Here is a 24835-nt window from a genome sequence, read left to right on the forward strand (position 1 = left end):
GGCGAGCTTCTGCTCGTCGCCGAGGTTGATGAGCTTCACGCCCCAGGTGTTGCGGCCGAGGATGTTGATGCCGTCCACGGCGGTGCGCACCAGGGTGCCGGCCTCGGTGATGAGCATGATCTCATCCCCGGGGCGCACCAGGACGGCGCCCACCTGCTCGGCGTTGCGCTCGCCGATGCGCATGGAGATGACGCCCTTGGTGCCGCGGCCCTTGGTGGGGAACTCCTCCACCGGCGTGCGCTTACCGTAGCCGTTGGCCCCCACCGTCAGCACGGTGCCGGGCTCGGCGATGAGCAGCGAGATGACGCGCTGGCCGTCGTCCAGCGAGATGCCGCGCACGCCGTGCGCCGTCCGGCCCATGGAGCGCACCTCGGACTCGTTGAAGCGCACGGCCTTGCCGGCGCTGGAGAACAGCATCATGTCCTGGCGGCCGTCGGTGACGGCGACGCCGATCAGGTGCTCGTCCTCGTGCAGGTCGATGGCGATGATGCCGCGCGCCAGCGGGCGGGAGAAGTCCTGCAGCGGCGTCTTCTTGACCGTGCCCTTGCTGGTGGCCATGAAGACGAAGCTGCCCTCCTCGTACTCCGGCACCGGCAGGGTGGCGTTGATGCGCTCGCCCTGCTCCAGCGGCAGCAAGTTCACGATGGGCCGTCCGCGCGCACCGTAGCTCGCCTGCGGCAGCTCGTAGACCTTGAGCCAGTAGACCTTGCCGTGGCTGGAGAAGCACAGCACGGTGTCGTGGCTGTTGGCGACGAAGATGCGGTCGATGAAGTCCTCGTCCTTGGTGCTGGCGGCACTGCGGCCCTTGCCGCCGCGGCGCTGCGCCTGATACTCCGATAGCGGCTGCGCCTTCACGTAGCCGGCGTGGGACAGGGTCACCACCACGTCTTCCGGCGCGATCAGGTCCAACAGGGTCAGGTCGGTCTGATCCTGGACGATCTCCGTGCGGCGCGCGTCGTTGTACTGCTCCCTGATGGCCATGAGCTCGTCGCGGATTACCTGCATCAGCCGGTCCGGGTTGCGCAGGATGTCCAGCAGGTCCGCGATCTTGTCGAGGATCTCCTCGTACTCCTTGACGATCTTGTCCTGCTCCAGGCCGGTCAGGCGCTGGAGCTGAAGGTCCAGGATGGCGCGGGCCTGGCGCTCGCTCAGCCGATACTCGCCATCCTCCCCCAGCCCGAAGCCCTTCTCCAGATCATCCGGGCGCGTCTCCTCGGCACCGGCGCGCGCCAGCATGCCGGACACGGCCCCGGGCGGCCAGCCGCGGGCCATCAGCCCCTCGCGGGCGGCCGCGGGGCTCTCGGAGGCCTTGATGAGCGCGATGACCTCGTCGATGTTGGCCAGGGCGATCGTATAGCCTTCCAGGATGTGGGCGCGGTCGCGCGCCTTGCGTAGCTCGTAGATGGTCCGCCGCGTGACGACGTCGCGGCGGTGGCGCAGGAAGTGCTCCAGCATCTGCTTGAGCGTCAGGGTGCGCGGCTGGCCGTCGACGAGCGCGACCATGTTGATGCCGAACACCGTCTGCATCTGCGTGTGCTGATAGAGGTTGTTCAGCACCACGTCCGGGTAGTGGTCGCGCTTGATCTCGATGACCATGCGCATGCCATCCTTGTCGGACTCGTCGCGCAGCTCGGCGATGCCCTCGAGCTTCTTCTCCTTCACCAGCTCGGCCATCTTCTCCAACAGCCGCGCCTTGTTCACCTGGTACGGCAGCTCGGTGACGATGATCGCCTCGCGGCCGCTGCGCTTCTCGGTCTCCGTATGCGTCCGGGCGCGCAACTGCACCCGGCCGCGGCCGGTGCGGTACGCCTCGCGGATGCCGCGGATGCCGTTGATGATGGCCGCCGTCGGGAAGTCCGGGCCGGGGATGATCTCCATCAGCCGCTCATCGCCAACCATCGGGTCCTCGATGATGGCCAGGCAGGCGTCGATAACCTCGCCTAAGTTGTGCGGCGGGATATTGGTCGCCATGCCGACGGCGATGCCGGCGCTGCCGTTGACGAGCAGGTTCGGGAAGCGCGCCGGCAGGACCGTTGGCTCCTGCTCGGACTCGTCGTAGTTCGGGACGAAATCGACCGTCTCCTTGTCCAGGTCGTCCAGCAGCGTGTGCGCGATGCGCGCCATGCGCACTTCCGTGTAGCGCATGGCCGCCGGCGAGTCGCCGTCCACGGAACCGAAGTTGCCCTGCCCGTCCACCAGCATGTAGCGCATGGAGAACGGCTGCGCCATGCGCACGATGGTGTCGTACACCGCGGTGTCGCCGTGCGGGTGGTACTTACCGATGACGTCGCCGACGACGCGGGCGGACTTCTTGTAGGGCTTGTTCCAGTCGTTGCCCAGCTCGCTCATCGCGTAGAGCACGCGACGATGCACCGGCTTCAGTCCGTCGCGCACGTCCGGCAGCGCGCGGCCGACGATGACGCTCATGGCGTAGTCGAGATACGACTGGCGCATCTCGTCTTCGAGCCGGACGGGGAGGACTTCTCGCGCGAAATCTGGCATGGGCAGGGTCGTCGGCAGGTCCGTTGGCGGACGGGGGGTACAGCGGGGCGGCGGTGCCGCGGGACGCCCGGCGGACGGGGCTCAGCGCCCCAGGCCGGACCTGAAAAAAGTCCCTAAGGATAGCACGACTGGCCGCCCCGCTGGCGGCTCGGGGCGACTTGCGGGACCGGCGAGCGTGTCCCAGGATCTCTGCTTGTAGGACATCCCACAAACTGCACCCACAACAAGGGGCCGAGCCATGCAAGACGTCGTTTCCATCCGCGAGGCCAACCAGCACGTCTCGCGCTGTCTGGAGCGCGTGGAGGACGGCGCCGAGATCGTCATCACTCGCCGCGGCAAGCCCATCGCCCGACTGTCCCCCATCACCGCGGGCGCTGAGCTTGCCGACGCCCAGCGCGCCGCGCGCGAGCGCTTGCGCGAGCGCATGCGGCGCGGCTACGCCCTCGGCGGGCTGCGCGCCGACCGCGACGGGCTCCACGAGCGCTGACCCCGATGCCGGAGCGCTTCAGCATCGACACCAACATCCTGATTTACAGCGTCGATGCGGACGCCGGCGAGCGCCACGAGCAGGCCATGGCGTTGCTGGACCAGATGGCCGAGCACGACTGCGTGCTGACGCTGCAAGCCCTGGCGGAGTTCTTCCACGCCGTGACGCGCAAGGACAAGATGCCGCTTGCCGACGCCAGCGCCATGGTCCAGGACTGGATGACGCTGTTCCCCACCGTCGCAGCCGATGCCCGCACGCTGCCCGCGGCCATCGAGCTGCGAGCCGGGCATGGGTTTGCGTTCTGGGATGCGATGCCGGTGCAAACCGCCAAAGCTGCCGGGGTGACGCGGTTCCTGACGGAAGCCATGCAGGACGGGCGGCAACTCGGCTCGCTGACCCTCCAGAATCCCTTCACCCCGCAGTTCACCTTTTGACTCGCCGGATTTCCTCTCGCAACACGACAGCCGGCCGCTGGGCAACACGCACTCCCGCAACAGAAACAACACCCCATACAACACCTGGTTCCGCGTGCTCCCCGCCAACCGCCGCTTCACCGCCAGCCAATCCAGAAACCGCCCCACATCGGCCTCAGCAAGCTCTGCCGGCGAGCGCCCGCCATGAAAGGCAATGAAACGCAGCATCCAATCCAAATACCCGCGCTGCGTGCGGATCGAATACCCGCGCCGGCGGACCTCCGTCACCATCCGGTCCACCACGGCCCGATGCGCCTCCCGCACCGCAGCCAAGTCGGTCATCGGCTCCGCCGGCTCCACCCAGCCGACCTCCGGGCCATAATCCCGCGCCACCGTCGAATGATCCGGCCCCAGCGTCCGCGCCGAGGCCCGCTAATGCGCCCAGTCCACCGTCTCCACCCAGGGCGCGACCGCCACGCGTCCGGCTCGAACACGCCGACCGCGCCCATACGGAAGAATTCTTCCACGGTGATCAGGTGTCGTTGGGGGAGTCGCGGAGCGGCGTCTTGCATCGGTTCGACTCAGCGGTGCGCGTGCTGATTCGAAGACTGGCGGGGCAGCGGTTGACCGACAAGTGGAAGCCACCGGAAAGGCGGATGCGCTTCGAGACTGTAAAAGTTATTCGGTGCAGGTCGAGTTAGCGCAGGGTAACCTGACGATGGGGACGGTGCGCCGTTGATTGTCGGATTACGCTATCGCTAACCCGACCTACGATCCGCTCTTTCTCGGAGTTGCAGGCAATAACTTCACGGTCTCTTTGGTTATCCGCCCGCTTCGGAGCGCACGGCTTCACTGGATCGCGAACTTGAGCCCCGAGGCCGTCGCGATCAACCACACCGCGCCGCCGACCTCGCGCCAGCGGCCGGCGAAGGTCTTGACCGCCGCGTAGACGATGAAGCCGAGACCGATGCCGGCGGAGATCGAGAAGGTGAGTGGCAGCACCAAAGCGGTCACCACCGCGGGCAGATACTCGGTGAGGTCATCCCAGTCGAGGTCCTTGAGCGCCCTGGCCATTAAGCAGGCGACGAAGAGCAGCGCCGGGGCGGTGGCGAAGCTGGGGAGCGCGGTGGCGAGCGGCGCGAAGAAGAGGGTCGCGAGGAAGAGGACGCCGGTGACAACCGCCGTGAGCCCGGTGCGCCCGCCGGCCTGAATGCCAGCGGCGCTCTCGATGTAGCTCACCACCGTCGAGGTGCCGAGGGTGGCGCCCAGGATGGCACCGCCGGAGTCGGCCGTCAGAACCTGCTTGAGGCGGGGCACGGTGCCGTCCGGGCGCATCAGGCCGGCTCGGTGGGTGACGGCGATCAGGGTGCCGGCATTGTCCAGGACGTCGATCAGGAAGAAGGTGAGCACGACCGTGACCACGCCGAGCCCGAGCGCGCCCTGGATGTCCATTTGCATGAAGGTGGGCGCAATGGATGGGGGGAGCGAGACGATGCCGTCGAAGGTCGTGAGTCCCAGCGGGATGCCGCAAGCAGCGGTGGCGAGGATGCCGATCAGCAACGCGGCGGCGACCCCGCGCGCGGCGAGCGCCACCATCAGGAGGAAGCCGCCACAGGCGAGCAGGGTCGAGGGCTCGGCAAGGTCACCGAGGGTGACATAGGTGGTCGGGCTCGCGGCGACCACGCCCATCTGCTCCAACCCGATCAGGGCCAGGAAGAAGCCGATGCCGGCGCCGATGCCGAGCTTGAGCGAGAGCGGGATGGCGTTGATCAGCCATTCGCGCACTCGCAGCAACGAGACGATCAGAAAGAGCACCCCGGAGAGGAAGACCGCGCCCAGCGCCACCTGCCAGGGGATGTGCAGGCTGCCCACCACGATGAAGGCGAAATAGGCGTTGATGCCCATGCCGGGGGCGAGTGCCAGCGGATAGTTGGCATAGAGCCCCATGGCGATGGAGCCGAGCCCGGCCCCCAGGCAGGTCGCCACGAAGAGCGCCCCGTGGTCCATGCCGGTGGTGGCCAGGATGCTCGGGTTGACCGCCACGATATAGACCATGGCGAGCCAGGTCGTGACGCCGGCGAGGACCTCGGTGCGGACCGTCGTACCCGCCTCATGCAGCCTGAAGCGATCCAGCTTGGCTAGATCCATTCGATGTCCCGGCTCATCATGTGGCGCATTCTGCCGTGGAAGCGGCGTCCGCGCCGCGACGCACTGCCGATCGCGCCGAGGACGGCGCTCCCACGGCGGCGGACGGCCTCGCGATCAAGATATGGTCGCCGATCGGCGTGACCGGGATGCCGTCCAGACCGTGGCGTCCGAGTCACGAAAAACCTAGTCGAAGCGCACGGTCCACAACTGTCGGTCGATCGTCATCCACCCGACCGCGACGCCGGCGAAGGGTTTCGACCGCCTCGGTGCTCCGCGCCATCAATCACCCTCGAACTCGCAGAGCGCATAGACTTCATGGCCGCGCTTCTCCAGCCGCGCGCGGCCACCGAGATCGGGCAGATCGATGACGAAGCAGCATTCCAGGATCTTGCCCCCCATGGACTCGATGAGCGTCACCGCCGCCTCGGCGGTGCCACCGGTGGCGAGCAGGTCGTCAACCAGGAGGATCTGATCGCCCTCGGTGATGGCATCGGTGTGGATCTCGATGCGGTCGGAGCCGTATTCCAGCTCATAGTCATGACCGACGGTCTCGGCCGGCAGCTTGCCCTTCTTGCGAATCGGCACAAAGCCGACGCCGAGCTGGTAGGCGAGCGCGGAGCCGATGATGAAGCCGCGCGACTCGATGCCGACGATCTTGTCGATGTGGCGGGCGGTATAGCGAATGACCAGATCGTTGATGGTGATGCGAAAACCGACCGGATCCTTGAGCAGCGTCGTGATGTCGCGGAACATCACGCCGTCCTTGGGATAGTGCGGTACGGTACGAATGCGTGACTTGATCGGCATGGGCGTGGAATACGGATGGCGTTGACGGTTGGGCGGTGGGCTCGAGGGCTCGGGGAATTGGCGGGTGGCTACTCAGCCATTACCCAGAACCCGGCCCGCGATCCCGGAGAGCCGCTCGACCAGCTCGGGGTCGCGGGCCGCGGGGGCCGTGATCAGGGCGTGTTCCAGCGCGCTGCGACAGGCGCAGCCGCCGGCCGCGGGATCGCCGCCCGCGGTTGGGGCGACGTGCCGGACCAGGCTGCGCGCCTTGTCGGCATTGGCGAGCAGGACGCCGACGATGGCCTCCACGGTCACGTCATCGTGCTGCGGGTGCCAGCAGTCGTAGTCGGTGACCATGGCGACGGTGGCGTAGCACATCTCGGCCTCGCGGGCGAGCTTGGCCTCGGGCATGTTCGTCATGCCGATCACGTCGCAATTCCAGTTCCGGTACAGCTCGGACTCGGCCAGGGTCGAGAATTGAGGGCCTTCCATGACCAGATAGGTTCCGCCACGCGCCACCTCGATCCCGGCGGCACGCGCGGCCTCCTCCAGATGATCGCCCAGGCGATTGCAGACGGGGTGCGCCATGGAAACGTGAGCCACCAGGCCGGTACCGAAGAAGCTCTTGCTGCGCGCAAAGGTCCGGTCGACGAATTGGTCGACGATGACGAACATCCCGGGGCGCAGATGCTCGCGCAACGACCCCACCGCGGAGACCGAGATCAGGTCGGTGACGCCGGCCTGCTTCAGCGCCGCGATGTTGGCCTTGAAATTGATCTCGGAGGGTGGCACCCGGTGCCCGCGCCCGTGTCGCGGCAGAAAGACCATGCGCTGCCCGTCGAGGTCGCCGAACAAGAGCTCGTCCGAGGGTGCACCGAAAGGCGTGTCGATCCGCTCCCAGGAGGTGTTGGACAGGCCATCGATGTCGTAGACACCACTGCCGCCGAGGATGCCGATCACGTTCGCCATGATTCAGTTACCTGAATGCTGATGAGGGACAAAGCTTGACCCAGCCCTTGGCCGGGGCACCGGTACGGGAGGGGCATGCGCGGAGTTGGAAGCCGGATACCCGCGACCTTCGGGCTCGCGAGCGCCGAGGACTATAGCCGCACACCGGGCGCACGGGCAAGCGACGGCGAGGATTCAACAACACGCGCTGCCCCATCATCGCGCAAGCCCGCAACCGGGTCCCGCGCCCAGTCGCCCGCGGTGCTATCGGCGGACGTCCATCGCAAGTCCGTCCACCGCCGTGGGAGCGCCGTCCTCGGCGCGATACGCGCGGTCGATCGCGGCGGAGATGCCGCTCCCACGGGACACGCGGCACCTGCCGCTGTGGGAGCGCCATCGTGGGAGCGCCGTCCTCGGCGCGATCGGCAGTGAGTCGCGGCGAGGACGCCGCTCCCACGCCAAGACGTCTCCGGCCGAAGTGATGAGCAAGGCCAGTCGGCGCCCCGCCCTGCCCGAGCGCGCATCAACCGGTGTCGCGCAACGCGGAGGCGTGGAACGCCAGGTGCTCGCCGATGAAGGTGGCGATGAAGTGGTAGCTGTGGTCGTAGCCGGGCTGCATGCGCAGCTCGAGCGCCTGGTCGCTGTTGCGGCAGGCGGTCGCCAGGGCTTGCGGGTGGAGCTGGTCGGCGAGGAATTCGTCGTCGGTGCCCTGGTCGATGAGCAGCGCACCGGGAAAGGTCTTGCCGGCGCGGATCAGCTCGGTAGCGTCGTACTGGAGCCAGGTGTCGCGGTCCTCGCCCAAGTAGGCTGCGAGGCAGCCCTCGCCCCAGCCGACGGCGGTGGGGTTGCAGATGGGCGCGAAGGCGGAGACGGCGCGGTACAGATCGGGCCGGCGCAGCGCGACGACGAGGGCGCCGTGGCCGCCCATGGAGTGGCCGGTGATCGACCTGACTCCGGATGCGAGCGGCAGATGGGCCTCGAGCAGCGCCGGAAGCTCTTCGGTGACGTAATCGAGCATGTGGTAGTGCCGGTCCCAGGGCGGCCGGGTGGCATTGACGTAGAAGCCGGCGCCTTGGCCCAGGTCATAGCGGTCCGGCGCGTCCGGCACGTCGGCGCCGCGCGGGCTGGTGTCCGGCATCACCAGCGCGAGCCCGAGCTCGGCGGCGTAGCGCTGGGCGCCGGCCTTGACGCGCACGTTGTCGTCGGTGCAGGTGAGGCCGGAAAGGTAGTAGACCGCCGGCACCGGCCCTTGGCCTGCCGCCGGGGGCAGATAGACCGACAGGGTCATGTCGCAGTGGCAGGCCGTGGAGGGGTGCGTATAGCGGTTCAGCCAGCCGCCGAATTCCTTGATGTGCTCGATTTGCTGCATGTGTCGCCTCGCTTCAGTGCTTTGCGGGAGACGCGTCGTGGGCGCGCCGCCGTGGGAGCGCCGTCTTCGGCGCGATGCGCGCGGCCGATCGCGGCGGGGACGCCGCTCCCACAGAGCGCGGAGCCCGTGCAGACGGTGGAAGGGCTCGGAGGCCGGCCTTGCGCTCTGTCGTGGTCGTGGTCGTGGTCGTGGTCGAATTCGAGTGTCGATTACGACAACGACAACGAAGAATGGCGATCCTTCTTCAGGGCCGCGTCAGGCGTCGAACAGGATCACGGAGCGGATGCTCTCGCCCTCATGCATCAAATGGAAAGCGCGGTTGATGTCCGTCAGCGGCATGGTATGGGTGACCATGCGGTCCACCTCGATCTCGCCGGCAAGGTACTTCTCGACATAGCCCGGCAGCTCGCTGCGGCCCTTGACGCCGCCGAAGGCGGTGCCCTTCCAGGTGCGGCCGGTGACGAGCTGGAACGGCCGGGTGCGGATCTCCCGCCCCGCGCCGGCGACGCCGATAATGGTGGCCACGCCCCAGCCCATGTGGCAGCTCTCCAGCGCCTCGCGCATGACGTCGACATTGCCGATGCACTCGAAGCTGTAATCGACACCGCCGCCGGTCATGTCGACGATGGCCTCGGTGAGACCGGTGCTGAGCGCTTTGGGGTTGACGGTGTCGGTGGCGCCGAGCGAGCGGGCCATCTCGAACTTGTCCGGATTGATGTCGATGGCGATGATCCGCCCTGCCCTGGCCATCACGGCACCCTGAATCACCGAGAGCCCGATGCCGCCCAGGCCGAACACGGCCACCGTCGAGCCAGGCTCCACCCGGGCGGTGTTCAGCACGGCACCGATGCCGGTGGTGATGCCGCAGCCCAGCAGGCAGACCTTGTCCAGCGGTGCGGCCTTGTTGATTTTCGCGAGCGCGATCTCCGGGACCACCGTGTACTCGCTGAAGGTCGAGCAGCCCATGTAGTGGAAGATGGGCTTGCCGTCTTTCGAAAAGCGCCGGGTGCCGTCCGGCATGTAGCCGGTCCAGACCGTACTCGCGATGGATTGGCAGAGGTTGGACTTGGTGGAGTTGCAGTACTCGCAGTCGCCGCACTCCGGGATGTAGAGCGGTATCACATGGTCGCCGGGTGTGAGCGCCTTGACGCCCGGTCCGCACTCGACCACCTCGCAGCCCCCTTCGTGCCCGAGCACGCAGGGGAAGGCGCCCTCAGGGTCGTTGCCGGACAGCGTGAAGGCGTCGGTATGACAGACGCCGGAGGCGACGGTGCGCAGCAGCACCTCGCCGGCTTTCGGGCCTTCGACGTCGATCTCCTCGATGACGAGGGGCTTGGCGGGCTCCCAGGCGACGGCGGCTCGGGCTTTCATGGGCGAGCTCCTCGGGTGGTTGATTGTGATGTTTGTCTGATCGCGCCGGCTGCGGGCGCTGTGGGAGCGCCGTCCAGTGGGAGCGCCGTCCCCGGCGCGATTGGCCGCGTCGATCGGCCCATCGCGCCGGGGACGGCGCTCCCACAATGGCGCTACGTCGGTCAATGCGCTCGCAGCGACGGGGCAAGCAAACGGCCGCGTGAAACCAAAGGCTAACCCGGGGGGTCTCGGTGCTCGACCCAAGCGCAATGCAAGATTTCTCCCGATCGCGCGGGAGGCTGCCGCGCTAACGCTCCGCCGCCGCCGGATCGTACGGGACCACGTTCTCCTGCTCGTCGGGATCGTTGCGGGCGACAATTGCCCGCGCCGGCTGCGTGTCGCTCAGGTTCACGGGCTGGTGCGGCACGTTCGGCGGGATGAACAGGAAGTCGCCTGCCTCGGTGATGATCGACTGCTTCAGGCCCGCGCCGTAGCGGGTCTCCACCCGCCCCTCCAGCAAGTAGATGGCGGTCTCGTAGCCAGCGTGGGTATGCGGCTCCGCGGCGCCGCCGGGCGGGATCACCACCATGTGCATACACAGCCCCTTGGCACCGGCGCTCTCGGCCGAGATACCGACGAACATCGGCAGACGCTGCTTGCCGAGGATCTCCCGCGGCGTGGAGACGCGAGCCACGCGCTGCCCGGCGCCCGTCTCCGCCACCGGTGTCTTGGCCGCGGCGATCGCGTGGTCGCGGTCTTGGGCCAAGATCGCTGCCGCACGGGCGCGCAGCCCCACGGTGTGCTCGGCGTCGGACTCGCGGCGTGCCCGGCGCAGGGGTAAAGATGTCAGGCTCATGGATGCAATACCTCGAAGGGAGCAGGTACTCAGCGGGCCTTGTCCGCCTGCGCACGCCGCGCCGCGGCCAGCGCCCCGTCAAACCAAGTTTGGCGCTTTTCGATAGCCTCCAAGGCATCGGCCAGCGGCGGATAGTCGGTCGTCCCGGCGCTGCGGCCGTTCTGACTCAGGTCCGGCATGCAGCGTCGGACGCCGGCCGTTGCACTAGGCCAAAACGCCCATCAGCGCTCGCATCTTCTCGGCATCCGGCTGCTGCACGACGCCGCGCTCGGTGACGATGCAGTCCACCAGCGCCGCCGGCGTCACGTCGAACACCGGGTTGTGGGCCGCAACGCCCTCGGGCCCGATGCGCTTGCCGCCACAGGCGAGCACCTCGTCCGGGTCGCGCTCCTCGATGGGGATCTCGGCGCCGCTGGCGACGCCCATGTCGATAGTGGAGGTGGGCGCCGCCACCATGAAGCCCACGCCGTGGTGGCGCGCCAGCACCGCCAGCGCATAGGTGCCGATCTTGTTGCAAACGTCGCCGTTGGCGGCGATGCGGTCCGAGCCGACGATGACCCAGCCGATCCCGCCCCTGGCCATCAGGCTAGCGGCGACGTTGTCCGACTGGACGGTGACCGGAATGCCCGACTGCGCCAACTCCCAGGCGGTGAGCCGCGAGCCCTGGAGCCAAGGGCGGGTCTCGTCGGCGTAGACCATGCGCACCTTACCCGCCGCGTACGCGCTGCGCACCACGCCGAGGGCCGTCCCATAGCCGCCGGTGGCCAGCGCGCCGGCGTTGCAATGAGTGATGATGTCGGTCGGTCCCTGAATCAGCTCGGCACCGAAGTCGCCCATGGTGCGGTTCGCGGCGATGTCCTCCTCGTGGATGGCCTGGGCCTCGGCGAGCAGCGCCGACACCGGGTCCGGCACCTCGAGCGTGCCTATGAGCCGGCGCATCCGCTCCAGCGCCCAGAACAGGTTCACCGCGGTCGGCCGGCTCGCGGCGAGCAGCTCGATGTCCGCGCCGACGGCATCCCGCCAGCCGTCCGCGTCGGCGTGGAAGCGCTCGCGCGCCGCCAGCACCACGCCATAAGCGGCCGTGATGCCGATGGCCGGCGCCCCGCGCACCACCATGTCCGTGATGGCACGCGCCGTGTCGGCGGCGCTGTCGCAGGCGACGAACCGGGTCTCGCCGGGCAGGACGCGCTGGTCCAGCAGAAAAAGCTTGTCGTCGTACCAGACGACGGCATTGTCGGGATGGATGGCGAGGGGGTTGGGCGTGTTCATGGGTATCCGCGAGGCAGTGGGGCTTGTGGTGGAGCTGGTGTCGAGGTTGAGGGCGACACGCGGCAACAGGCCGGCATTCTTTACCGTCGGCGCCCCGGGCTCAAGGGGCACGCGCCACAAGCGCCGGCGTCCCGCCGGCCCGGCGTCGGCGCAACGGCGGCGGCGACGTGCTGCTGAAGCCGCCTGCAGAGCGTCTGCTCACCGCGCGCCGCCTCCCCTGCCGCCGGCTGGAAGCCGGCGATCCCGGTGGCGGGCAAGATGCCGGCGCTCCGGCCTTTGCGCCGGCGGCGGCGTTGCGATAGAAGGGCGGTTTAGCGCCGCGCGGGGCGGGACCAGACCGGGCCAACCGGTGCTGCGGTGCACACAAGACTTGACGCATCGGCAAAGATTCCGGCCCTTCAAGCAATCCAGGCACCGAAGCCCATGCAGACAGAGCTCTTGATCCATGCCGACTGGGTCCTGCCCGTGGACGCCGGCGACGCCACGCTCGCGAAGCACAGCCTCGCCATCGCCGACGGGCGCGTCGCCGCGCTCCTGCCGCGGGCGGAGGCCGAGGCGCAGATCGAGGCGGCCAGGACCCTGGACCTGCCGGGGCACGTGCTGATCCCTGGGCTGGTCAACGCCCACACCCACTCGCCGATGACCCTGCTGCGTGGGCTGGCGGACGACCTGCCACTGATGACCTGGCTGTACGAGCACATCTGGCCCGCCGAAAGGCGCTGGGTGGATCAGGAATTCGTCGCCGACGGCACCCGGCTCGCGGTGCTGGAGATGCTGCGCGGCGGCGTGACCTGCTTCAGCGACATGTACTTCCACGCCGAGGTCACGGGGCGGGTCTGCGCCGAAGCCGGCATGCGCGTGCTGGCGGGCATGATCGTCGTGGACTTGCCGACCCGCTACGCGGACAGCGCTGACGAGTACCTGCGCCGTGGCCTGGAGCTGTACGAGCACTTCCGCGACCACCCGCTGGTGCGCGCGGCCTTCGCGCCGCACAGCACCTATGCGGTGCCCGAGGCCGCGCTGGCGCGGATGCGCACCCTGGCGGACGAGCTGGAGGTGCAGGTGCACATCCACCTGCACGAGAACCGCGACGAGGTGCTGCAAGTGCTGCGCGAGCACGGCGAGCGGCCCATCGCCCGGCTGGACCGGCTCGGATTGCTGGGCCCGCAGCTCATCGCCGTGCACATGACCCAGCTGGAGCCCGCCGAGATCGCGCGCCTGGCGGAGACCGGCGCCCACGTGGTGCACTGCCCGGAGTCCAACCTCAAGCTGGCCAGCGGCTTCTGCCCGGTGGCGGAGCTGCTGACCGCCGGCATCAACGTTGCGCTGGGCACCGACGGCGCCGCCAGCAACAACGACTTGAACCTGCTCGGCGAGCTACGCACCGCAGCGCTGCTGGCCAAGGGCGTCGCCGGCCGCGCCAACGCGGTGCCGGCACAGCAGGCGCTGCGCATGTCCACCTTGAACGGCGCCAAGGCGCTGGGTCTGGCGGACGAGATCGGCTCGCTGGAGGTCGGCAAGGCGGCGGACGTGGTGGCCGTGGACTTGGGCGACCCGCGCACCCAACCCCTGTACAACCCCTGCTCGCAGCTGGTCTACGCCGCCGGCAGCCACCAGGTGCGCCACGTCTGGGTCCGCGGCCGCCAGGTGCTGCGCGACGGCGCACCGCTGACGCTGGACCCGGCGTCGATCATTGCCGCGGCGCGGGCTTGGGGAGAGCGGATCGCGAAGGTGTAGCCGACGGACACGCGAGCCACGCGCGCAACGATCGCCCTCCGATTCACAGCCTCATGGCGAAGCGTGCCCATCGTTCGGACTCAGTCGCCGACGAACGCCTCCACCACGGCAAACTGCGCCTCGATCTCCCGCCCTAGGGCCTGCTCCGCCTGGCCGAGGCTGCCCGGCGCACCCTCGCCGGGCTCGCCGTGCGGCATGTTGGCGCACATGCGCGCCATGCGGCAGTACACGGCCGCCTTCTCCGCGATGTGGACTTCCCGCACCTCGGAGTACGTGGGAGCCAGGCAGATGAGCAGCGCCTCGGCGATGAAATGCTCGGCCTGCTTGGCATAGTCCAGCTCGGCGAGGTCGGAGCGCGGGTGCGTGCTCACGTAGATGGCGTGCACCCAGTGATAGGCGTCCGCGAGCATCGCGGCGCCGGCGTCCGCTGACGCCGCCACCTGCTGTGCCGCCGCAAAGCGCGGCCTGTTGCTCAGGTCCAGCACGTGGGCGACGAAGCGCGCGCCAACTTGGCGCTGCTGGCTCACCGTCAGCGCACGCAGCGCTCGGGCGAAGCTTTCCTGATCTTTGATCTCGGCCATGGGCTCTGGCGGGTTGTGCCGCGGGCTGCGAGGTGCACCACGCAGCCTCCACCATGCACCAAGCCGGACTGCCGGTGGGATCGGGGACGATGCCCGGCAACCGTTAAGGGCGTTGCGCAGCGCGATCGGGCGCGCTGCCGGAAGACAATGGACGTTGGCGCGGGTGCCGCCACCCTCGCCGCGCTTTGTCCGCGATCTTGCCAGCGCCGCCTCGGCTCAACTGACCGAAGGCGCCTGCCGGAGCCAGCGTTCGTCGGTGAGCTGCCTCAGCACGAAGTCGGCGACGTCCGCCCGCGAGACGCGCCCCGCCTTGATGGACTTGTCCCTGCCGGCCTGGTAGCGGCCGGTGTGCGGGCCGTCGGTGAGACCGCCGGGGCGGACGATGGTCCAGTCGGTATCGCTGGCCATGATGAGCCGCTCCTGTGCTTCCTTCGCCTGCATGATGCGCTTCAGCGTCAGGTTCATGATGACGCGGAAGGCGAGGTTGATCTGCTCGACGCTGTCGCCCACACCCATGGAGCTGACGGCGATGAGCCGTTTGACGCCGTGCTTGTCCATGGCGGCCAGGATGCGCTCGGTGCCGGCGGCCTCGACCGGCTCGTCACCGGGTTTTGTCCCGAGCACACAGATGACGGCCTCCGTACCTTCGACACAGGCGTCGGCGGCCGCTTGGTCCAGCACGTCACCGCCGATCACGGTGAGGCCGTCGCGGGCGGGCAGCCTCGCGGGGTCGCGGGCGAGGGCCCTGACGGTGTGACCGGCGGCAAGCGCCTGCTCCAGCACCTGCCTGCCAGTGCCGCCGGTCGCGCCGAACAACGCAATATGCATGGCTCAGACCTCCGCGCCGGACGCCGGCGCCGCGGCACGCTGGAAGACCATCATGTAGTTGATACCCTTGTAGCCGCTGAAGGAGAAATGCCGGTTGAAGGGGTTCACGCGCACGCCGGTCTCGTGGATGACCTTGAACGCGCTGCCTAGTCCGTCGCGCAGCTCACGGGGCTTGACCAGCTTGCGGTAGTGGTGCGTGCCCTTGGGCAGCCAGCCAAGCACATACTCGGCGCCGACAATGGCGCTGAGCCAGGCCGCCCAGGTGCGGTTGATGGTGGCCACCACCATGACGCCGCCGGGGCGCACCAGCCGGCCGCAACTGGCGAGGAAATCCGGCAGGTGCTCCACGTGCTCGACGACCTCCATGTTCAGCACCGCGTCGAAGGTGACCCCGGTCGCGGCGAGATCGTCCGCGGTGATGAGGCGGTAATCGATGTCTGCCCCGCTCCAGCCGGCATGGATCTCGGCGACGCGGACGTTCTTCTCGGTGATCTCGGTGCCGGTGACCTCGGCGCCGAGGGCGTGCACGGACTCGCTCAGGATGCCGCCGCCGCAGCCGATGTCCAGGACCGTCAGCCCCGCCAGCGGGCGCTCGGCCGTCGGATCGCGGCCGAAGGCGGCGCAGAGCCGATCGCGCACGTAGTCCAGCCGGAAGGCGTTCAGCTTGTGCAGCGGCCAGAAGGGGCCCTCGTCGTCCCACCAGCGATGGGCGAGGCTCTCGAAATACTCGACCTCGCTCGGGTCGATGTCCGGGGCGGTGAGATGGGCGGCGGTCATGCTGGGCTCGAAGTCGTGGACACTGTAGCTGGCGCGGATATCTGGCTTTGCCGGGGTCATTGCAACCGCCCGATGGGCGCACGGCGCCATCGGGACCCTAGCGCATGCCGCGCGCGCAAGGACGCCGCGCGCACGCATCGGCGGCGCTCCGCTAGAATCCGGAGTGTGCACCACCAACGCGAGTCGGCAACAGTCATGAACGAGCACAATCCTGTCGGTCGGTCTCTCGGCGTCGCTCTCCTCTGCATCGCCTGTGCCGTAGGCGCCCAAACCCCGCCAGCCCCGGACGATGCACAGCGCATCGAGGTCTTCAAGCCGGACGGCAGCGTGCAGTGCGAGCCCGATACCGGCACGCCGCCAGAGACCATGCGCGCCGAGCTGGAGACCGCCGGCATCACCGTGTACGACGCCCGCAGCGCCTCCGACGGCATGATGCACATCCAGGTGTGCGGCTCGCCCACCGGGCGCATCAACGTGTTTACCATCGACGGCACCGCGCTGGACGAGGCGCAGGCCCTCGGCTTCCAGCCGCTGGTCGCGCCACCGCCGATGGATCCGCTCGCAGCCCACACCACGAGAGAACCGCCATGTCCCAGCGTATCCTGATCGGCAACCTGCCGCCGGACGTCACCGTCGAAGAGATCGAGCAGGTGGCCCGGGACGGTGGCGCCGAGGCCCCCGCGGTGACGCTCAACCGGGAGGGCAACGCCGACAAGGTCGCCGCCGTGCTAGAGCTGGCGAACATCGACCGCGCCGCCGCGGACCGCATCGCGGCCCGCATCAACGGCACCCGCTACCGGGAGCGGACCCTGAGCGCCTACGTGCCGCTGTTCCTCTAGAAATAGGGAGGCGCCGACAGATCGGCGCTTCCCCAAGGCCACACGCCAGACCAACCACGCCATCCAGCCACGCCCCCCAATGACCGCCACGGGAGCCACCGTTTGAATCAAGAAGCCATCGCCTCGGCCTACGCGCTGCTCAGGAGCTCGGTCATGACCTACCGCGGCGAGCCGGTGGGCACGGTGGCGGCCGTCGCCGAGGGCGACGCCGAGGCCGAGAACTACCACGACTGCTTCATACGCGATTTCATTCCGTCGGCGCTGGTATTCCTGGCCGACGGCGAGGCCGACATCGTGCGCAATTTTCTGCGCACGGTGCTCACGCTGCGCAGCCAGCACCAACGCATCCACGGCCACCAGATCGAGCCCGCGGTGCTGCCGGCGAGCTTCCGCGTCACCCTCGACGAGAGCGGCGAGGAGCGCGTCCGCGCCGACTTCGGCGACCATGCCATCGGCCGCGTGGCACCCGTGGACGCGATGATGTGGTGGGTGATCCTGCTCAACATCTACTGCCGGACCACCGGCGACAAGGCGCTGGCCATGGAACCGGAGGTGCAGCGGGCGCTGCGCGGGATTCTGGAGCTGACGCTGCGCGAGGGCTTCGAGGTCTTCCCGACCCTGCTGGTGCCGGACGGCTCATTCATGATCGACCGGCGCATGGGTGTCCACGGCCACCCGCTGGAGATCCAGTCGCTGTTCTACGGCATGCTGGTGAGCGCCATCGAGTTGTTGCGGGACACGCCCGAGTCCCATGACCTGTTGGCGTTGGCAGAGAAGCGCGCCAACATGCTGCGCAACTACATCCAGCTCTTCTACTGGCTGGACATGGAGCGGCTCAACGAGATCCACCGCTACCGCACCGAGGAGTTCGGTACCGGCAGCGTCAACATGCTGAACATCTACCCCGAATCCATTCCGGAATGGGTCGTGGACTGGCTGCCGGCGCGCGCCGGCTACCTGGTGGGCAACCTCGGCCCCGGGCGCATGGACTTCCGCTTCTTCGCGCTCGGCAACCTGCTCGCCATCATCTTCGGCATCACCAGCGAGCGCGAGGCGCGGGGCATCCTGCGCCTGTACCAAGACCGCTGGGACGACCTCGTCGGCAACATGCCCGCCAAGCTGGTCTACCCCGCCGTGGTGGGCAAGGAATGGATCTTCATGACCGGCAGCGACCCCAAGAACGTGCCGTGGTCCTACCACAACGGCGGCAACTGGCCGGTGCTCATCTGGGCGCTGGTGGCGGCGGCCATGAAGAGCGGCCGCGGCGACCTCGCCCAGCTCGCCCTCGATGTCGCCGACCGCAGCCTGCCCCAGGCCAACTGGCCCGAGTACTACGACGGGCGCAGCGGCAACCTCATCGGCCGCCGCGCGCACGTGCGCCAGGTATGGTCCGCGGCCGGCTACATCCTCGGCCACAAGCTCGTCGAGAACGACGGGCTGCTGGACCTGTTCTGTGCCGTGGATCAGCGCGAGCAGTAGAGCACCGCACCGGCCGGAGTGTCGCCCTCCAGGGCAACACTTACAAAGATCGGTCCAAGAACGGTCTCGGAATCTTCACGTCGCCGCACGAGTGCTTCGCTGCGGAAATTCCGGGACCGGCGTCCCTCGTTGTCGTAATGTCATTGTCGTGATCGGAGTCGGAATCGAATATCTGCACGGTCGAGAGCACGATCACGACAAAGACCACGACCTGAAACCATCTCGGGCGCTGCGCACGGTCGCACCAGTTCAGGCACGGCAAGGCCATTGCACACGGCAGGCGTCGGGGGCTACGCGGGTGTTCTCCACAAGCGTCGACCCGGCAGCGTCATCGCCGTCAGTTATGCTTGCTGCGCAAATACACAAGCCAGGGAGCAATCACCCGCCGACAGGGCCTCGTCATCGCCGCGACGCCGCCTGTTTCCATTTTCCACTTCCCGTCGAGGAGTCAAGCCATGACCACTACACCATCACCCAGTGACCTGTCCCGAACCCTGCTCGCCGTCTGTTTGTGTGCGGCGGCTGCTGCCGCGCCGGCCCAACCGTCGACGCAGCCATCGCCCCACCCGGGGATGCCCGGACCGATCACCTTCGAGGGCTTCGACACCAACGGCGACGGCAGCCTCACCAAGCAGGAGTTCTACGACGCACGCGCCGAGCACATGCGCGAGCGGGCGCAACAGGGCTACCCGATGCGCGGCGCAGCCTCGGCGCCGACCTTCGAGTCCATCGACGCCGACGGCAACGGCAGTGTCAGCCCGGAAGAGTTCGCGGCCGTGCAGGCACATCATCAACAGATGATGCGGGGGCCAATGGCCCCGCAACAGTGATCCGCCAGAAGCCCCGCGAGTGGGAGCCCGAATGCCCTTGACCGAACAGACCAGCCAATCTGGCCCTGGCGACGCGCCGCCGTCACCGGCAGACACCGCCCGCCTGCTGCGGCTCGCGACCGCCGCGTCGGTGACCGTGGCCACGGTGCTGTTGACCGTGAAGCTCGTGGCCTGGCTCCTCACCGGCTCCGTGAGCGTGCTTGCATCGCTGGTGGACTCCGCCCTGGACGCCGGTGCGTCGCTCCTCAACCTGCTGGCGGTGCGCTGGTCGCTGCGGCCAGCCGATGCCGAGCACCGCTTCGGCCACGGCAAGGCACAGCCGCTCGCGGCGCTCGGGCAGGCGGCGTTCATTGCCGGCTCCGCGGCCTTCGTCGGGCTCGAGGCCATCGATCGGCTACTGCACCCGCGCCCGGTGGCGCAACCCGGCATCGGACTGGTCATCCTGGCGCTGGCGCTGGTCATGACCGTGGCGCTGCTGGCCATCCAGCGTCACGTCATCCGGCGAACCCAGTCCACGGCCATACGTGCCGATGCGCTGCATTACGCCACCGACCTCGCCACTAACGGCGCCACGCTGTTGGCCCTGGCGCTGGCCTGGCTCGGCTGGCAGGGCGCCGACCCATGGCTCGGGCTCGGCATCGGCGCGGTGGTGTTGCTGAGCGCCGTGCACATCGCCCGCGACGCGGTGCAACTGCTGCTGGACCGTGAGTTGCCCAAGGCGCAGCGTGACGACATCGCCGCCCTCGCCCTGGGCACGCCGCTCGTGCGCGGCGTGCATGGCCTGCGTACGCGCCGGTCCGGCCAGTTGCTGATCATCCAGTTACACCTGGAACTGGACGACAACTTGCCGCTGCGCGCGTCGCATCGCGCCGCACTGGACGCGGAGGCGCGCATCCGCAGCCGTTATCCGGACTCCGATATCATCATTCACCAGGACCCGGTGAGCCTCGGCGATGAGGCCTGACGACGGCCCCTGCGCCGGACGCCCGCCCGCACGCGGCGCCATGATGCACGAGGGGCGTGAGGGGACCGCCGGTTATGCGCTGTTTCAAATGCGCCGAAAAGCGACTGCTCTCCGGTGCTCGGGCAAGAGCTTTCTGCCATGGGCGTGCCGTCCTTGCCACGACGCGGTGCCCATCGCGCCGAGGACGGCGCTCCCACAGCGGTGGCCGGACTGATCATCAAGGCCGGTCCGACATTGGGATCGCTTTCGATCCCGATTTCGGTTTCGGTCCTGGCGCGTCTGTAGTCGGCGATCGAGAGAATTTCGCGCGCAGCTACTGGCGCCGCAACGCACGCACGAGGTCCAGCAAGGCGGCATCGTCCCATTCGCGCTCGCCTTGGGCACGGTAGACGAGACGGCCCTGCGGATCGACGACGAAGGTGGTCGGCAGGCCCTTGAGCGGCCAGCTCTGAGTGACCTGCATGTTCGTGTCCATGGGCAACGGGAAGCTCACCTGCATATGCTCGACAAAGGCCGCAATCTCGCCCTCGCTGTCGCCGGCGTTGACCGCGACCAGCATGATCCCCTCGTCCTTGAGCTGCTCCCAGGCGCGCTGCATGGCCGGCATCTCGGCCCGGCAGGGCGGACACCAGGTGGCCCAGAAGTTGACGATGACGGGCTGGCCCCGCATGTCCGCGAGGCGGTAGGTCTTACCGTCGGCTCCCTTGAGCTCGAAGCCCGGTGCCTCGGGCTTTTCGGCGATGGGGTCGAGCAGACCGGCGGCATCCGGCGCCGCGATCGCGGGCAATGACCAGAGCACTGCCATTACAATGGCGGGCAGGACGGCGGTGGCAGAGTGCGTCACGCGATGAATTCCTCCGACGATGATCCGCAGCGCGAGGGGCACCGCCCCGAGCGACCCGACCAGCCTAGCATGGGTTCGGCTCGCCGTTTCTCCGCCACGGAGGTCACCGGCGCCTGGGACCGGCTGCTCTGGGGTGACCCGTCGAGCCTGCCGCCCTGGCAGCGGCCGCTGCGGCTGCCACTGCGCCTGCTCTACGCCCTGGGCCGCGACATCGCCTCCGGCATGCTCACGCTTCAGGCCACGAGCCTGGTCTACACGACGCTGCTGAGCCTGGTGCCGCTGCTGGCTGTGAGCTTCTCGGTGCTCAAGGGCTTAGGGGTGCACAACCAGCTCGAGCCCATGCTGATGCAGGCGCTCCACCCCTTGGGCGCCGGCGCGCAGGAGGTGGCACAGCAGCTCATCAGCTACGTGGACAACACCAACGTGCGGGTGCTCGGGGCCGTGGGCCTCGCCGTGTTGCTCTACTCGGTGCTGTCGCTCATCTCCAAGATCGAGCAGGTGTTCAACCTGACCTGGCGCATCGACCGGCCGCGGCCCATCGCGGAGCGCTTCAGCCGCTATCTCAGCGTCCTGCTGGTGGGGCCGGTGCTGCTGTTCTCGGCGCTGGCGGTGTCGGCATCGCTGCGCAGCAACACCCTCGTGCAGCACCTGGTGGCCATCGAGCCGCTGGGGTTCCTGATGCACACCGCCGAGCAACTGGTGCCCTTCCTGCTGATCACGCTCGCCTTCACCTTCGTCTATTCATTCGTGCCCAACACCCGGGTGCGCTACGGCCCGGCCATCCTGGGGGCGCTGGTGGCGGGCCTGCTCTGGGTCAGCGCCGGCGAGTTGTTCGCGGACTTCATGGCCGGCTCGACGCGCTACGCCGCCATCTATTCCAGCCTGGCGATCCCGATCCTGTTCATGATGTGGGTCTACTTCGCCTGGCTCATCGTGCTCGTCGGTGCCAACATCGCCTTCTACCTGCAATACCCGGAGTACCTCGCCAGCCGCGAGCGGGACATGCGCCTCAGCAACCGGCTGCGCGAGCGGGTCGCGCTGGATCTGATGCAGCGCGTGGTGCGGGATCACTTCGCCGGCACCGAGGGCGCCACCGAGGACGAGCTCGCCCACGCCGTGGGCCTGCCGCTGGCGAACGTCCGCAAGGCCATCCAAATCTTGCAGAATGCCGGCTTTCTGGTGACCACGGCCACGAGCCCGCCGCGCCTGGTACCGGCGCAAGCGGCGGAGCGGCTGCTGGTGCGCGACCTGCTGTGCCTCGTCCGCCGCTTCGGCGAGGACCCGGTGGTAACGCCGGAGACCGACCCGGACGCCGCGATTGCCGCCATAGAGCAACGCCTGCATGAAGCGATGGAGCAGTCCCTCGGCGACATGAGCCTGAAAGAACTGGCGCTGCGGGAGGAGCGCTAGTGCACGGCCTTGGAATTGTCGATACCGTTCGCTGTCCGGCGCGAGCGAGTATCGCCCTGGAGGGCGACACTCCGGACATCGCGGCCCACGGCCGGAGTGTCGCCCTCCAGGGCGACCCGGATAGACGCTGCGAAGGGCCTCGGCAAGGGGTCATCAGGCCTCCGCAAGGGGTCACCATTTAGCTGCCCCCGCTCAATAGGCGGCCAAGAAACCTCGCGGCTGCGCACGATGATCTAGGTCACTTCCGGGGTCTACCATCGAATTTGTCGCACGATAAGACTGACCTGCGAGTAGTGCAGGCCGAACTGCCCACCGATCGCCTTCAAGGTGTATCCGCCGCTCGCGTACGCAGCGGCAATCGCCTGGTCGCGGTCGGCGTACATCGCTGCATAGTGGGGCAGCGGCTCGGGCAGCTTCCGGCGCTGAGCGCGGGCGACTACCGAGAGATCGCGGTCCGGCGGCAGCGTCCGGCGAAGGCGCTCGGCGAATGCCCCCGAGCCCAGGAAGACCTGATGTGTAAGCTGCTCCCAGGGGCCGGGTTGGCCGATCCCGTCATGGACGAATCGGCGGTAGGCCGCCACTGCTGCCCGTTCAGTATCGGCGAACGTCGACAACAGCTAGTCCCGACGCAGCCACTCTGGACAAGAGGCATCGCCGATGGTCGCGCGGTAGCTGCGTCTGCTCCGAATTAGGCGCTTTGCCGCAACCGCGAAGGTTCATGACGTACGCCCAACAATCCGTCAATGGAAATATCCTCATCGACAAGCGGCCAGTGAATCCCGTACCCGGAAGGGGAAACTTCAAAAATTGCAAGGTCGTCGTCACTTGCGCTCTGCAAAGCGGTTGACAGGGCACGTAGATCGACAGACAGGGGTTTGCCATCTACAACGGCGGCCAGAACCCCGCGAGAAACGCTAACGTCTTGTATATCATGATGTTTGTTCATGATTTTCTCTTCTCCTGAAACTCTTGCCATTGCTCCACAATATGGTCGAAGTGGCTGAAAATTATTTTTCTGATTTCCTTCGTTGCCCGTGGTGTCATGTTGTACGAGTAGGCGAGGGCGATATCGAACGATTCTACGTCAAGCCAGAATTTGCATTCCATATCGTTCTTCTTGGCATTAACGTGGATGGGTTCGTTGCCTTCATTTGCGTAGAAGAACAGGCGCCACCCGAGCAGTAGAAGAATAGTAGGCATAGCTCACAACCTCTCTTCTGCACCTCCGGCGCAGGGACTCCGGTTACCTGGAGCCCCCGCCACAGACCCGAACGTGCGGTTTTCTCGCATCCGGTTCCTCGGTTGTACTAGCATTCGCGCAGACCATCAGAGTTACCCGTGGCACGGTCCAGTTGCTTAGTCCGGCGTTGATCATCATCCCGGCCAAGCGTTCGGTTCTGGCTCCCACGCTCCAGCGTGGGAGCAGGGGCGGACGCTCTGCGTCCCCTGTTCTGGCCGAAACGATGATCAAGGCCCTTAGTCCCCCTGCGGCCTACAGGATTCTCTGTGTACGCTTGCCCTGAGTCTTGTTCGCGGCTTTCGCCACTCCGCAACAGGACCAACACTCGATAAGAGTGGGTGGCTAACCCTTACCCGACCGGGACTTTCACCCGGGCAAGAGGCGCCGCGCTTTTCTCGGCGCGATAACGTCTTGCAGAGTCAGTGCTGTACTGGCCACTGGAGCGCAGCGGAAGTGGCCAGTACAGCGTCGGGCTGCTGCAATTGTTATGCGTACATTAGTTTTCCACGTGCCTCTGGAATGTGGCGGCCTAATTCTTGTGCAGTTTCAATCCACTCCCGAATAACAACCTCTGCGTTTTGAAGAGCTTGTTGATAGCTTGCCCCATCAGCCATACATCCAGGAAGCTCTGGAACTTCGGCAAGATACGCGTTATCTTCCTCGCTCCAATAAATAATGATCTCATATTTAGCGGCCATGGAGTTCACCAAGTTTGTACTTAAGGATGACGGCGCGCACTTGTTTGACTTGATAAGCTTTCGCTAGCGCGCCAATGGGCTGAATATTCAGAATCTCTTCAATCTGGGACTTTGTGTATATAAAATGGTCGCCTCGAACTCTTTCCGCAAAACCAAGTGCTTTGGGAATCTTGCGCAAGTCTTTGAATGAAATATTCGCGTCAGATGTGCCGCGCAATATTGAGTCTAGGATCTTTTCATTTTTACCCATTGACAGAAATCTGCTTAGCCATTTTACGCATCCGGCGTAGGGACTCCGGTTACCGGGCGCCCCCGCCACAGACCCGGAGGTGCGGTTTGCCCGCATCCGGTTCCTCGGTTGCACTAGCATTCGCGCGGACCGTCACAGTTACCCGTTTCACGGCCCAGTTGCTTGGTCCCCGCAGTGAGGTTGGCTCGTGTTGATCCGATCCTGCATGTCCGGCACGAGTTTCCTTTGCG

At 67.3% G+C, this 24835-nt stretch carries 27 protein-coding genes and 1 pseudogene; 9 read left to right on the plus strand and 19 right to left on the minus strand.

The window, feature by feature from the left end:
• A partial coding sequence (gyrA, locus tag LJE69_RS06185; protein WP_296922733.1) for a DNA gyrase subunit A occupies positions 1-2502 on the minus strand: 2502 nt, incomplete at its 3' end.
• A 238-nt stretch (positions 2503-2740) separates the two neighbouring features.
• Here gyrA and LJE69_RS06190 point away from each other — a divergent pair.
• A complete protein-coding gene (locus LJE69_RS06190) occupies positions 2741-2989 on the plus strand; it encodes a type II toxin-antitoxin system Phd/YefM family antitoxin (RefSeq protein WP_296922735.1) in 249 nt (82 codons plus the stop codon).
• A gap of 5 nt (positions 2990-2994) precedes the next feature.
• Positions 2995-3423 (plus strand): PIN domain-containing protein, encoded by a 429-nt coding sequence (locus LJE69_RS06195; RefSeq protein WP_296922737.1) that lies wholly within the window; start codon positions 2995-2997, stop codon positions 3421-3423.
• Positions 3424-3486: 63 nt separating this feature from the next.
• Here the strand turns inward: LJE69_RS06195 and LJE69_RS20955 are convergent.
• The 9 genes and pseudogenes from LJE69_RS20955 to mtnA all read right to left on the minus strand — a co-directional run.
• Positions 3487-3744 (minus strand): annotated as a pseudogene (locus LJE69_RS20955) (site-specific integrase); the annotation flags it as partial.
• Positions 3745-4251: 507 nt separating this feature from the next.
• Positions 4252-5550, minus strand: coding sequence for an NCS2 family permease (locus LJE69_RS06200; protein WP_296922740.1), 1299 nt, complete (start codon positions 5548-5550; stop codon positions 4252-4254).
• 279 nt (positions 5551-5829) lie between these two features.
• Positions 5830-6357 (minus strand): adenine phosphoribosyltransferase, encoded by a 528-nt coding sequence (locus tag LJE69_RS06205; protein ID WP_296922742.1) that lies wholly within the window; start codon positions 6355-6357, stop codon positions 5830-5832.
• A gap of 72 nt (positions 6358-6429) precedes the next feature.
• A complete protein-coding gene (locus LJE69_RS06210) occupies positions 6430-7305 on the minus strand; it encodes an S-methyl-5'-thioadenosine phosphorylase (protein WP_296922744.1) in 876 nt (291 codons plus the stop codon).
• 502 nt (positions 7306-7807) lie between these two features.
• Positions 7808-8653 (minus strand): S-formylglutathione hydrolase, encoded by an 846-nt coding sequence (gene fghA / locus LJE69_RS06215; RefSeq protein WP_296922747.1) that lies wholly within the window; start codon positions 8651-8653, stop codon positions 7808-7810.
• A 255-nt stretch (positions 8654-8908) separates the two neighbouring features.
• On the minus strand, positions 8909-10024 hold the full coding sequence (locus LJE69_RS06220) for an S-(hydroxymethyl)glutathione dehydrogenase/class III alcohol dehydrogenase (protein WP_296922749.1): 1116 nt from the start codon (positions 10022-10024) through the stop codon (positions 8909-8911).
• Between the two features lie 286 nt (positions 10025-10310).
• Positions 10311-10859, minus strand: a complete 549-nt coding sequence (locus tag LJE69_RS06225; RefSeq protein ID WP_296922751.1) for a cupin domain-containing protein — start codon at positions 10857-10859, stop codon at positions 10311-10313.
• 29 nt (positions 10860-10888) lie between these two features.
• Positions 10889-11038: a hypothetical protein gene (locus LJE69_RS06230; protein WP_296922754.1), complete on the minus strand. Its 150-nt coding sequence runs from the start codon at positions 11036-11038 to the stop codon at positions 10889-10891.
• A gap of 25 nt (positions 11039-11063) precedes the next feature.
• On the minus strand, positions 11064-12128 hold the full coding sequence (gene mtnA / locus LJE69_RS06235; RefSeq protein WP_296922756.1) for an S-methyl-5-thioribose-1-phosphate isomerase: 1065 nt from the start codon (positions 12126-12128) through the stop codon (positions 11064-11066).
• Positions 12129-12551: 423 nt separating this feature from the next.
• On the opposite strand from mtnA, the gene LJE69_RS06240 reads away from it, so the two are divergent.
• Entirely contained in the window at positions 12552-13865 is a 1314-nt protein-coding gene (locus LJE69_RS06240) for a TRZ/ATZ family hydrolase (RefSeq protein WP_296922759.1), read from the plus strand.
• An 80-nt stretch (positions 13866-13945) separates the two neighbouring features.
• Here the strand turns inward: LJE69_RS06240 and LJE69_RS06245 are convergent, their stop codons facing one another.
• The 3 genes from LJE69_RS06245 to ubiG form a co-directional block, all read right to left on the minus strand.
• Positions 13946-14446, minus strand: a complete 501-nt coding sequence (locus LJE69_RS06245; protein WP_296922761.1) for a hypothetical protein — start codon at positions 14444-14446, stop codon at positions 13946-13948.
• A 216-nt stretch (positions 14447-14662) separates the two neighbouring features.
• A complete protein-coding gene (locus tag LJE69_RS06250; RefSeq protein WP_296922764.1) occupies positions 14663-15274 on the minus strand; it encodes an NAD(P)-dependent oxidoreductase in 612 nt (203 codons plus the stop codon).
• Between the two features lie 3 nt (positions 15275-15277).
• A complete protein-coding gene (gene ubiG / locus LJE69_RS06255) occupies positions 15278-16051 on the minus strand; it encodes a bifunctional 2-polyprenyl-6-hydroxyphenol methylase/3-demethylubiquinol 3-O-methyltransferase UbiG (RefSeq protein WP_296922795.1) in 774 nt (257 codons plus the stop codon).
• Between the two features lie 195 nt (positions 16052-16246).
• Here ubiG and LJE69_RS06260 point away from each other — a divergent pair, with 195 nt between their 5' ends.
• From LJE69_RS06260 to LJE69_RS06280, 5 genes are all read left to right on the plus strand, one after another.
• Positions 16247-16657 carry a hypothetical protein gene (locus LJE69_RS06260; protein ID WP_296922767.1) on the plus strand — a complete coding sequence of 137 codons (411 nt, stop codon included), beginning with the start codon at positions 16247-16249 and terminating at the stop codon, positions 16655-16657.
• On the plus strand, positions 16639-16890 hold the full coding sequence (locus LJE69_RS06265) for a hypothetical protein (RefSeq protein ID WP_296922770.1): 252 nt from the start codon (positions 16639-16641) through the stop codon (positions 16888-16890). Before LJE69_RS06260 ends, LJE69_RS06265 begins: the two co-directional genes overlap by 19 nt.
• A 102-nt stretch (positions 16891-16992) precedes the next feature.
• Complete coding sequence (locus LJE69_RS06270) at positions 16993-18369, plus strand: glycoside hydrolase 100 family protein (protein WP_296922773.1); 1377 nt, start codon at positions 16993-16995, stop codon at positions 18367-18369.
• 455 nt (positions 18370-18824) lie between these two features.
• Positions 18825-19199 (plus strand): EF-hand domain-containing protein, encoded by a 375-nt coding sequence (locus LJE69_RS06275; protein ID WP_296922776.1) that lies wholly within the window; start codon positions 18825-18827, stop codon positions 19197-19199.
• Positions 19200-19236: 37 nt separating this feature from the next.
• A complete protein-coding gene (locus LJE69_RS06280; protein WP_367114636.1) occupies positions 19237-20163 on the plus strand; it encodes a cation diffusion facilitator family transporter in 927 nt (308 codons plus the stop codon).
• 313 nt (positions 20164-20476) lie between these two features.
• Here the strand turns inward: LJE69_RS06280 and LJE69_RS06285 are convergent, their stop codons facing one another.
• Positions 20477-21007 carry a peroxiredoxin gene (locus LJE69_RS06285; protein ID WP_296922779.1) on the minus strand — a complete coding sequence of 177 codons (531 nt, stop codon included), beginning with the start codon at positions 21005-21007 and terminating at the stop codon, positions 20477-20479.
• Positions 21008-21076: 69 nt separating this feature from the next.
• Here LJE69_RS06285 and LJE69_RS06290 point away from each other — a divergent pair, with 69 nt between their 5' ends.
• The gene (locus LJE69_RS06290; protein WP_296922781.1) at positions 21077-22417 is read left to right on the plus strand and encodes a YhjD/YihY/BrkB family envelope integrity protein; all 1341 of its coding nucleotides are present in this window, start codon (positions 21077-21079) and stop codon (positions 22415-22417) included.
• 251 nt (positions 22418-22668) lie between these two features.
• On the opposite strand, the gene LJE69_RS06295 is transcribed toward LJE69_RS06290, so the two are convergent.
• The 5 genes from LJE69_RS06295 to LJE69_RS06315 all read right to left on the minus strand — a co-directional run bounded on the left by LJE69_RS06295 (position 22669) and on the right by LJE69_RS06315 (position 24605).
• Positions 22669-23031 carry a hypothetical protein gene (locus LJE69_RS06295; RefSeq protein WP_296922783.1) on the minus strand — a complete coding sequence of 121 codons (363 nt, stop codon included), beginning with the start codon at positions 23029-23031 and terminating at the stop codon, positions 22669-22671.
• 74 nt (positions 23032-23105) lie between these two features.
• On the minus strand, positions 23106-23363 hold the full coding sequence (locus LJE69_RS06300; protein WP_296922786.1) for a DUF2442 domain-containing protein: 258 nt from the start codon (positions 23361-23363) through the stop codon (positions 23106-23108).
• Complete coding sequence (locus tag LJE69_RS06305; RefSeq protein WP_296922789.1) at positions 23360-23617, minus strand: DUF4160 domain-containing protein; 258 nt, start codon at positions 23615-23617, stop codon at positions 23360-23362. Before LJE69_RS06305 ends, LJE69_RS06300 begins: the two co-directional genes overlap by 4 nt.
• A 525-nt stretch (positions 23618-24142) precedes the next feature.
• Positions 24143-24355 carry a type II toxin-antitoxin system HicB family antitoxin gene (locus tag LJE69_RS06310; RefSeq protein WP_296922790.1) on the minus strand — a complete coding sequence of 71 codons (213 nt, stop codon included), beginning with the start codon at positions 24353-24355 and terminating at the stop codon, positions 24143-24145.
• On the minus strand, positions 24345-24605 hold the full coding sequence (locus LJE69_RS06315; protein ID WP_296922793.1) for a type II toxin-antitoxin system HicA family toxin: 261 nt from the start codon (positions 24603-24605) through the stop codon (positions 24345-24347). Before LJE69_RS06315 ends, LJE69_RS06310 begins: the two co-directional genes overlap by 11 nt.
• Positions 24606-24835: the final 230 nt, after the last annotated feature.

It is taken from the genome of Thiohalocapsa sp. (assembly GCF_022340605.1).
Classification (GTDB): Bacteria; Pseudomonadota; Gammaproteobacteria; order Chromatiales; family Chromatiaceae; genus Thiohalocapsa.

Bases quoted from the DNA above. Each gene is read 5' to 3' on its own strand.
- LJE69_RS06190 (WP_296922735.1), top strand. From the start codon at position 2,741: ATGCAAGACGTCGTTTCCATCCGCGAGGCCAACCAGCACGTCTCGCGC.
- LJE69_RS06195 (WP_296922737.1), top strand. From the start codon at position 2,995: ATGCCGGAGCGCTTCAGCATCGACACCAACATCCTGATTTACAGCGTC.
- LJE69_RS06200 (WP_296922740.1), bottom strand. From the start codon at position 5,550: ATGGATCTAGCCAAGCTGGATCGCTTCAGGCTGCATGAGGCGGGTACG.
- LJE69_RS06205 (WP_296922742.1), bottom strand. From the start codon at position 6,357: ATGCCGATCAAGTCACGCATTCGTACCGTACCGCACTATCCCAAGGAC.
- LJE69_RS06210 (WP_296922744.1), bottom strand. From the start codon at position 7,305: ATGGCGAACGTGATCGGCATCCTCGGCGGCAGTGGTGTCTACGACATC.
- fghA (WP_296922747.1), bottom strand. From the start codon at position 8,653: ATGCAGCAAATCGAGCACATCAAGGAATTCGGCGGCTGGCTGAACCGC.
- LJE69_RS06220 (WP_296922749.1), bottom strand. From the start codon at position 10,024: ATGAAAGCCCGAGCCGCCGTCGCCTGGGAGCCCGCCAAGCCCCTCGTC.
- LJE69_RS06225 (WP_296922751.1), bottom strand. From the start codon at position 10,859: ATGAGCCTGACATCTTTACCCCTGCGCCGGGCACGCCGCGAGTCCGAC.
- LJE69_RS06230 (WP_296922754.1), bottom strand. From the start codon at position 11,038: ATGCCGGACCTGAGTCAGAACGGCCGCAGCGCCGGGACGACCGACTAT.
- mtnA (WP_296922756.1), bottom strand. From the start codon at position 12,128: ATGAACACGCCCAACCCCCTCGCCATCCATCCCGACAATGCCGTCGTC.
- LJE69_RS06240 (WP_296922759.1), top strand. From the start codon at position 12,552: ATGCAGACAGAGCTCTTGATCCATGCCGACTGGGTCCTGCCCGTGGAC.
- LJE69_RS06245 (WP_296922761.1), bottom strand. From the start codon at position 14,446: ATGGCCGAGATCAAAGATCAGGAAAGCTTCGCCCGAGCGCTGCGTGCG.
- LJE69_RS06250 (WP_296922764.1), bottom strand. From the start codon at position 15,274: ATGCATATTGCGTTGTTCGGCGCGACCGGCGGCACTGGCAGGCAGGTG.
- ubiG (WP_296922795.1), bottom strand. From the start codon at position 16,051: ATGACCGCCGCCCATCTCACCGCCCCGGACATCGACCCGAGCGAGGTC.
- LJE69_RS06260 (WP_296922767.1), top strand. From the start codon at position 16,247: ATGAACGAGCACAATCCTGTCGGTCGGTCTCTCGGCGTCGCTCTCCTC.
- LJE69_RS06265 (WP_296922770.1), top strand. From the start codon at position 16,639: ATGTCCCAGCGTATCCTGATCGGCAACCTGCCGCCGGACGTCACCGTC.
- LJE69_RS06275 (WP_296922776.1), top strand. From the start codon at position 18,825: ATGACCACTACACCATCACCCAGTGACCTGTCCCGAACCCTGCTCGCC.
- LJE69_RS06290 (WP_296922781.1), top strand. From the start codon at position 21,077: ATGGGTTCGGCTCGCCGTTTCTCCGCCACGGAGGTCACCGGCGCCTGG.
- LJE69_RS06300 (WP_296922786.1), bottom strand. From the start codon at position 23,363: ATGAACAAACATCATGATATACAAGACGTTAGCGTTTCTCGCGGGGTT.
- LJE69_RS06305 (WP_296922789.1), bottom strand. From the start codon at position 23,617: ATGCCTACTATTCTTCTACTGCTCGGGTGGCGCCTGTTCTTCTACGCA.
- LJE69_RS06310 (WP_296922790.1), bottom strand. From the start codon at position 24,355: ATGGCCGCTAAATATGAGATCATTATTTATTGGAGCGAGGAAGATAAC.
- LJE69_RS06315 (WP_296922793.1), bottom strand. From the start codon at position 24,605: ATGGGTAAAAATGAAAAGATCCTAGACTCAATATTGCGCGGCACATCT.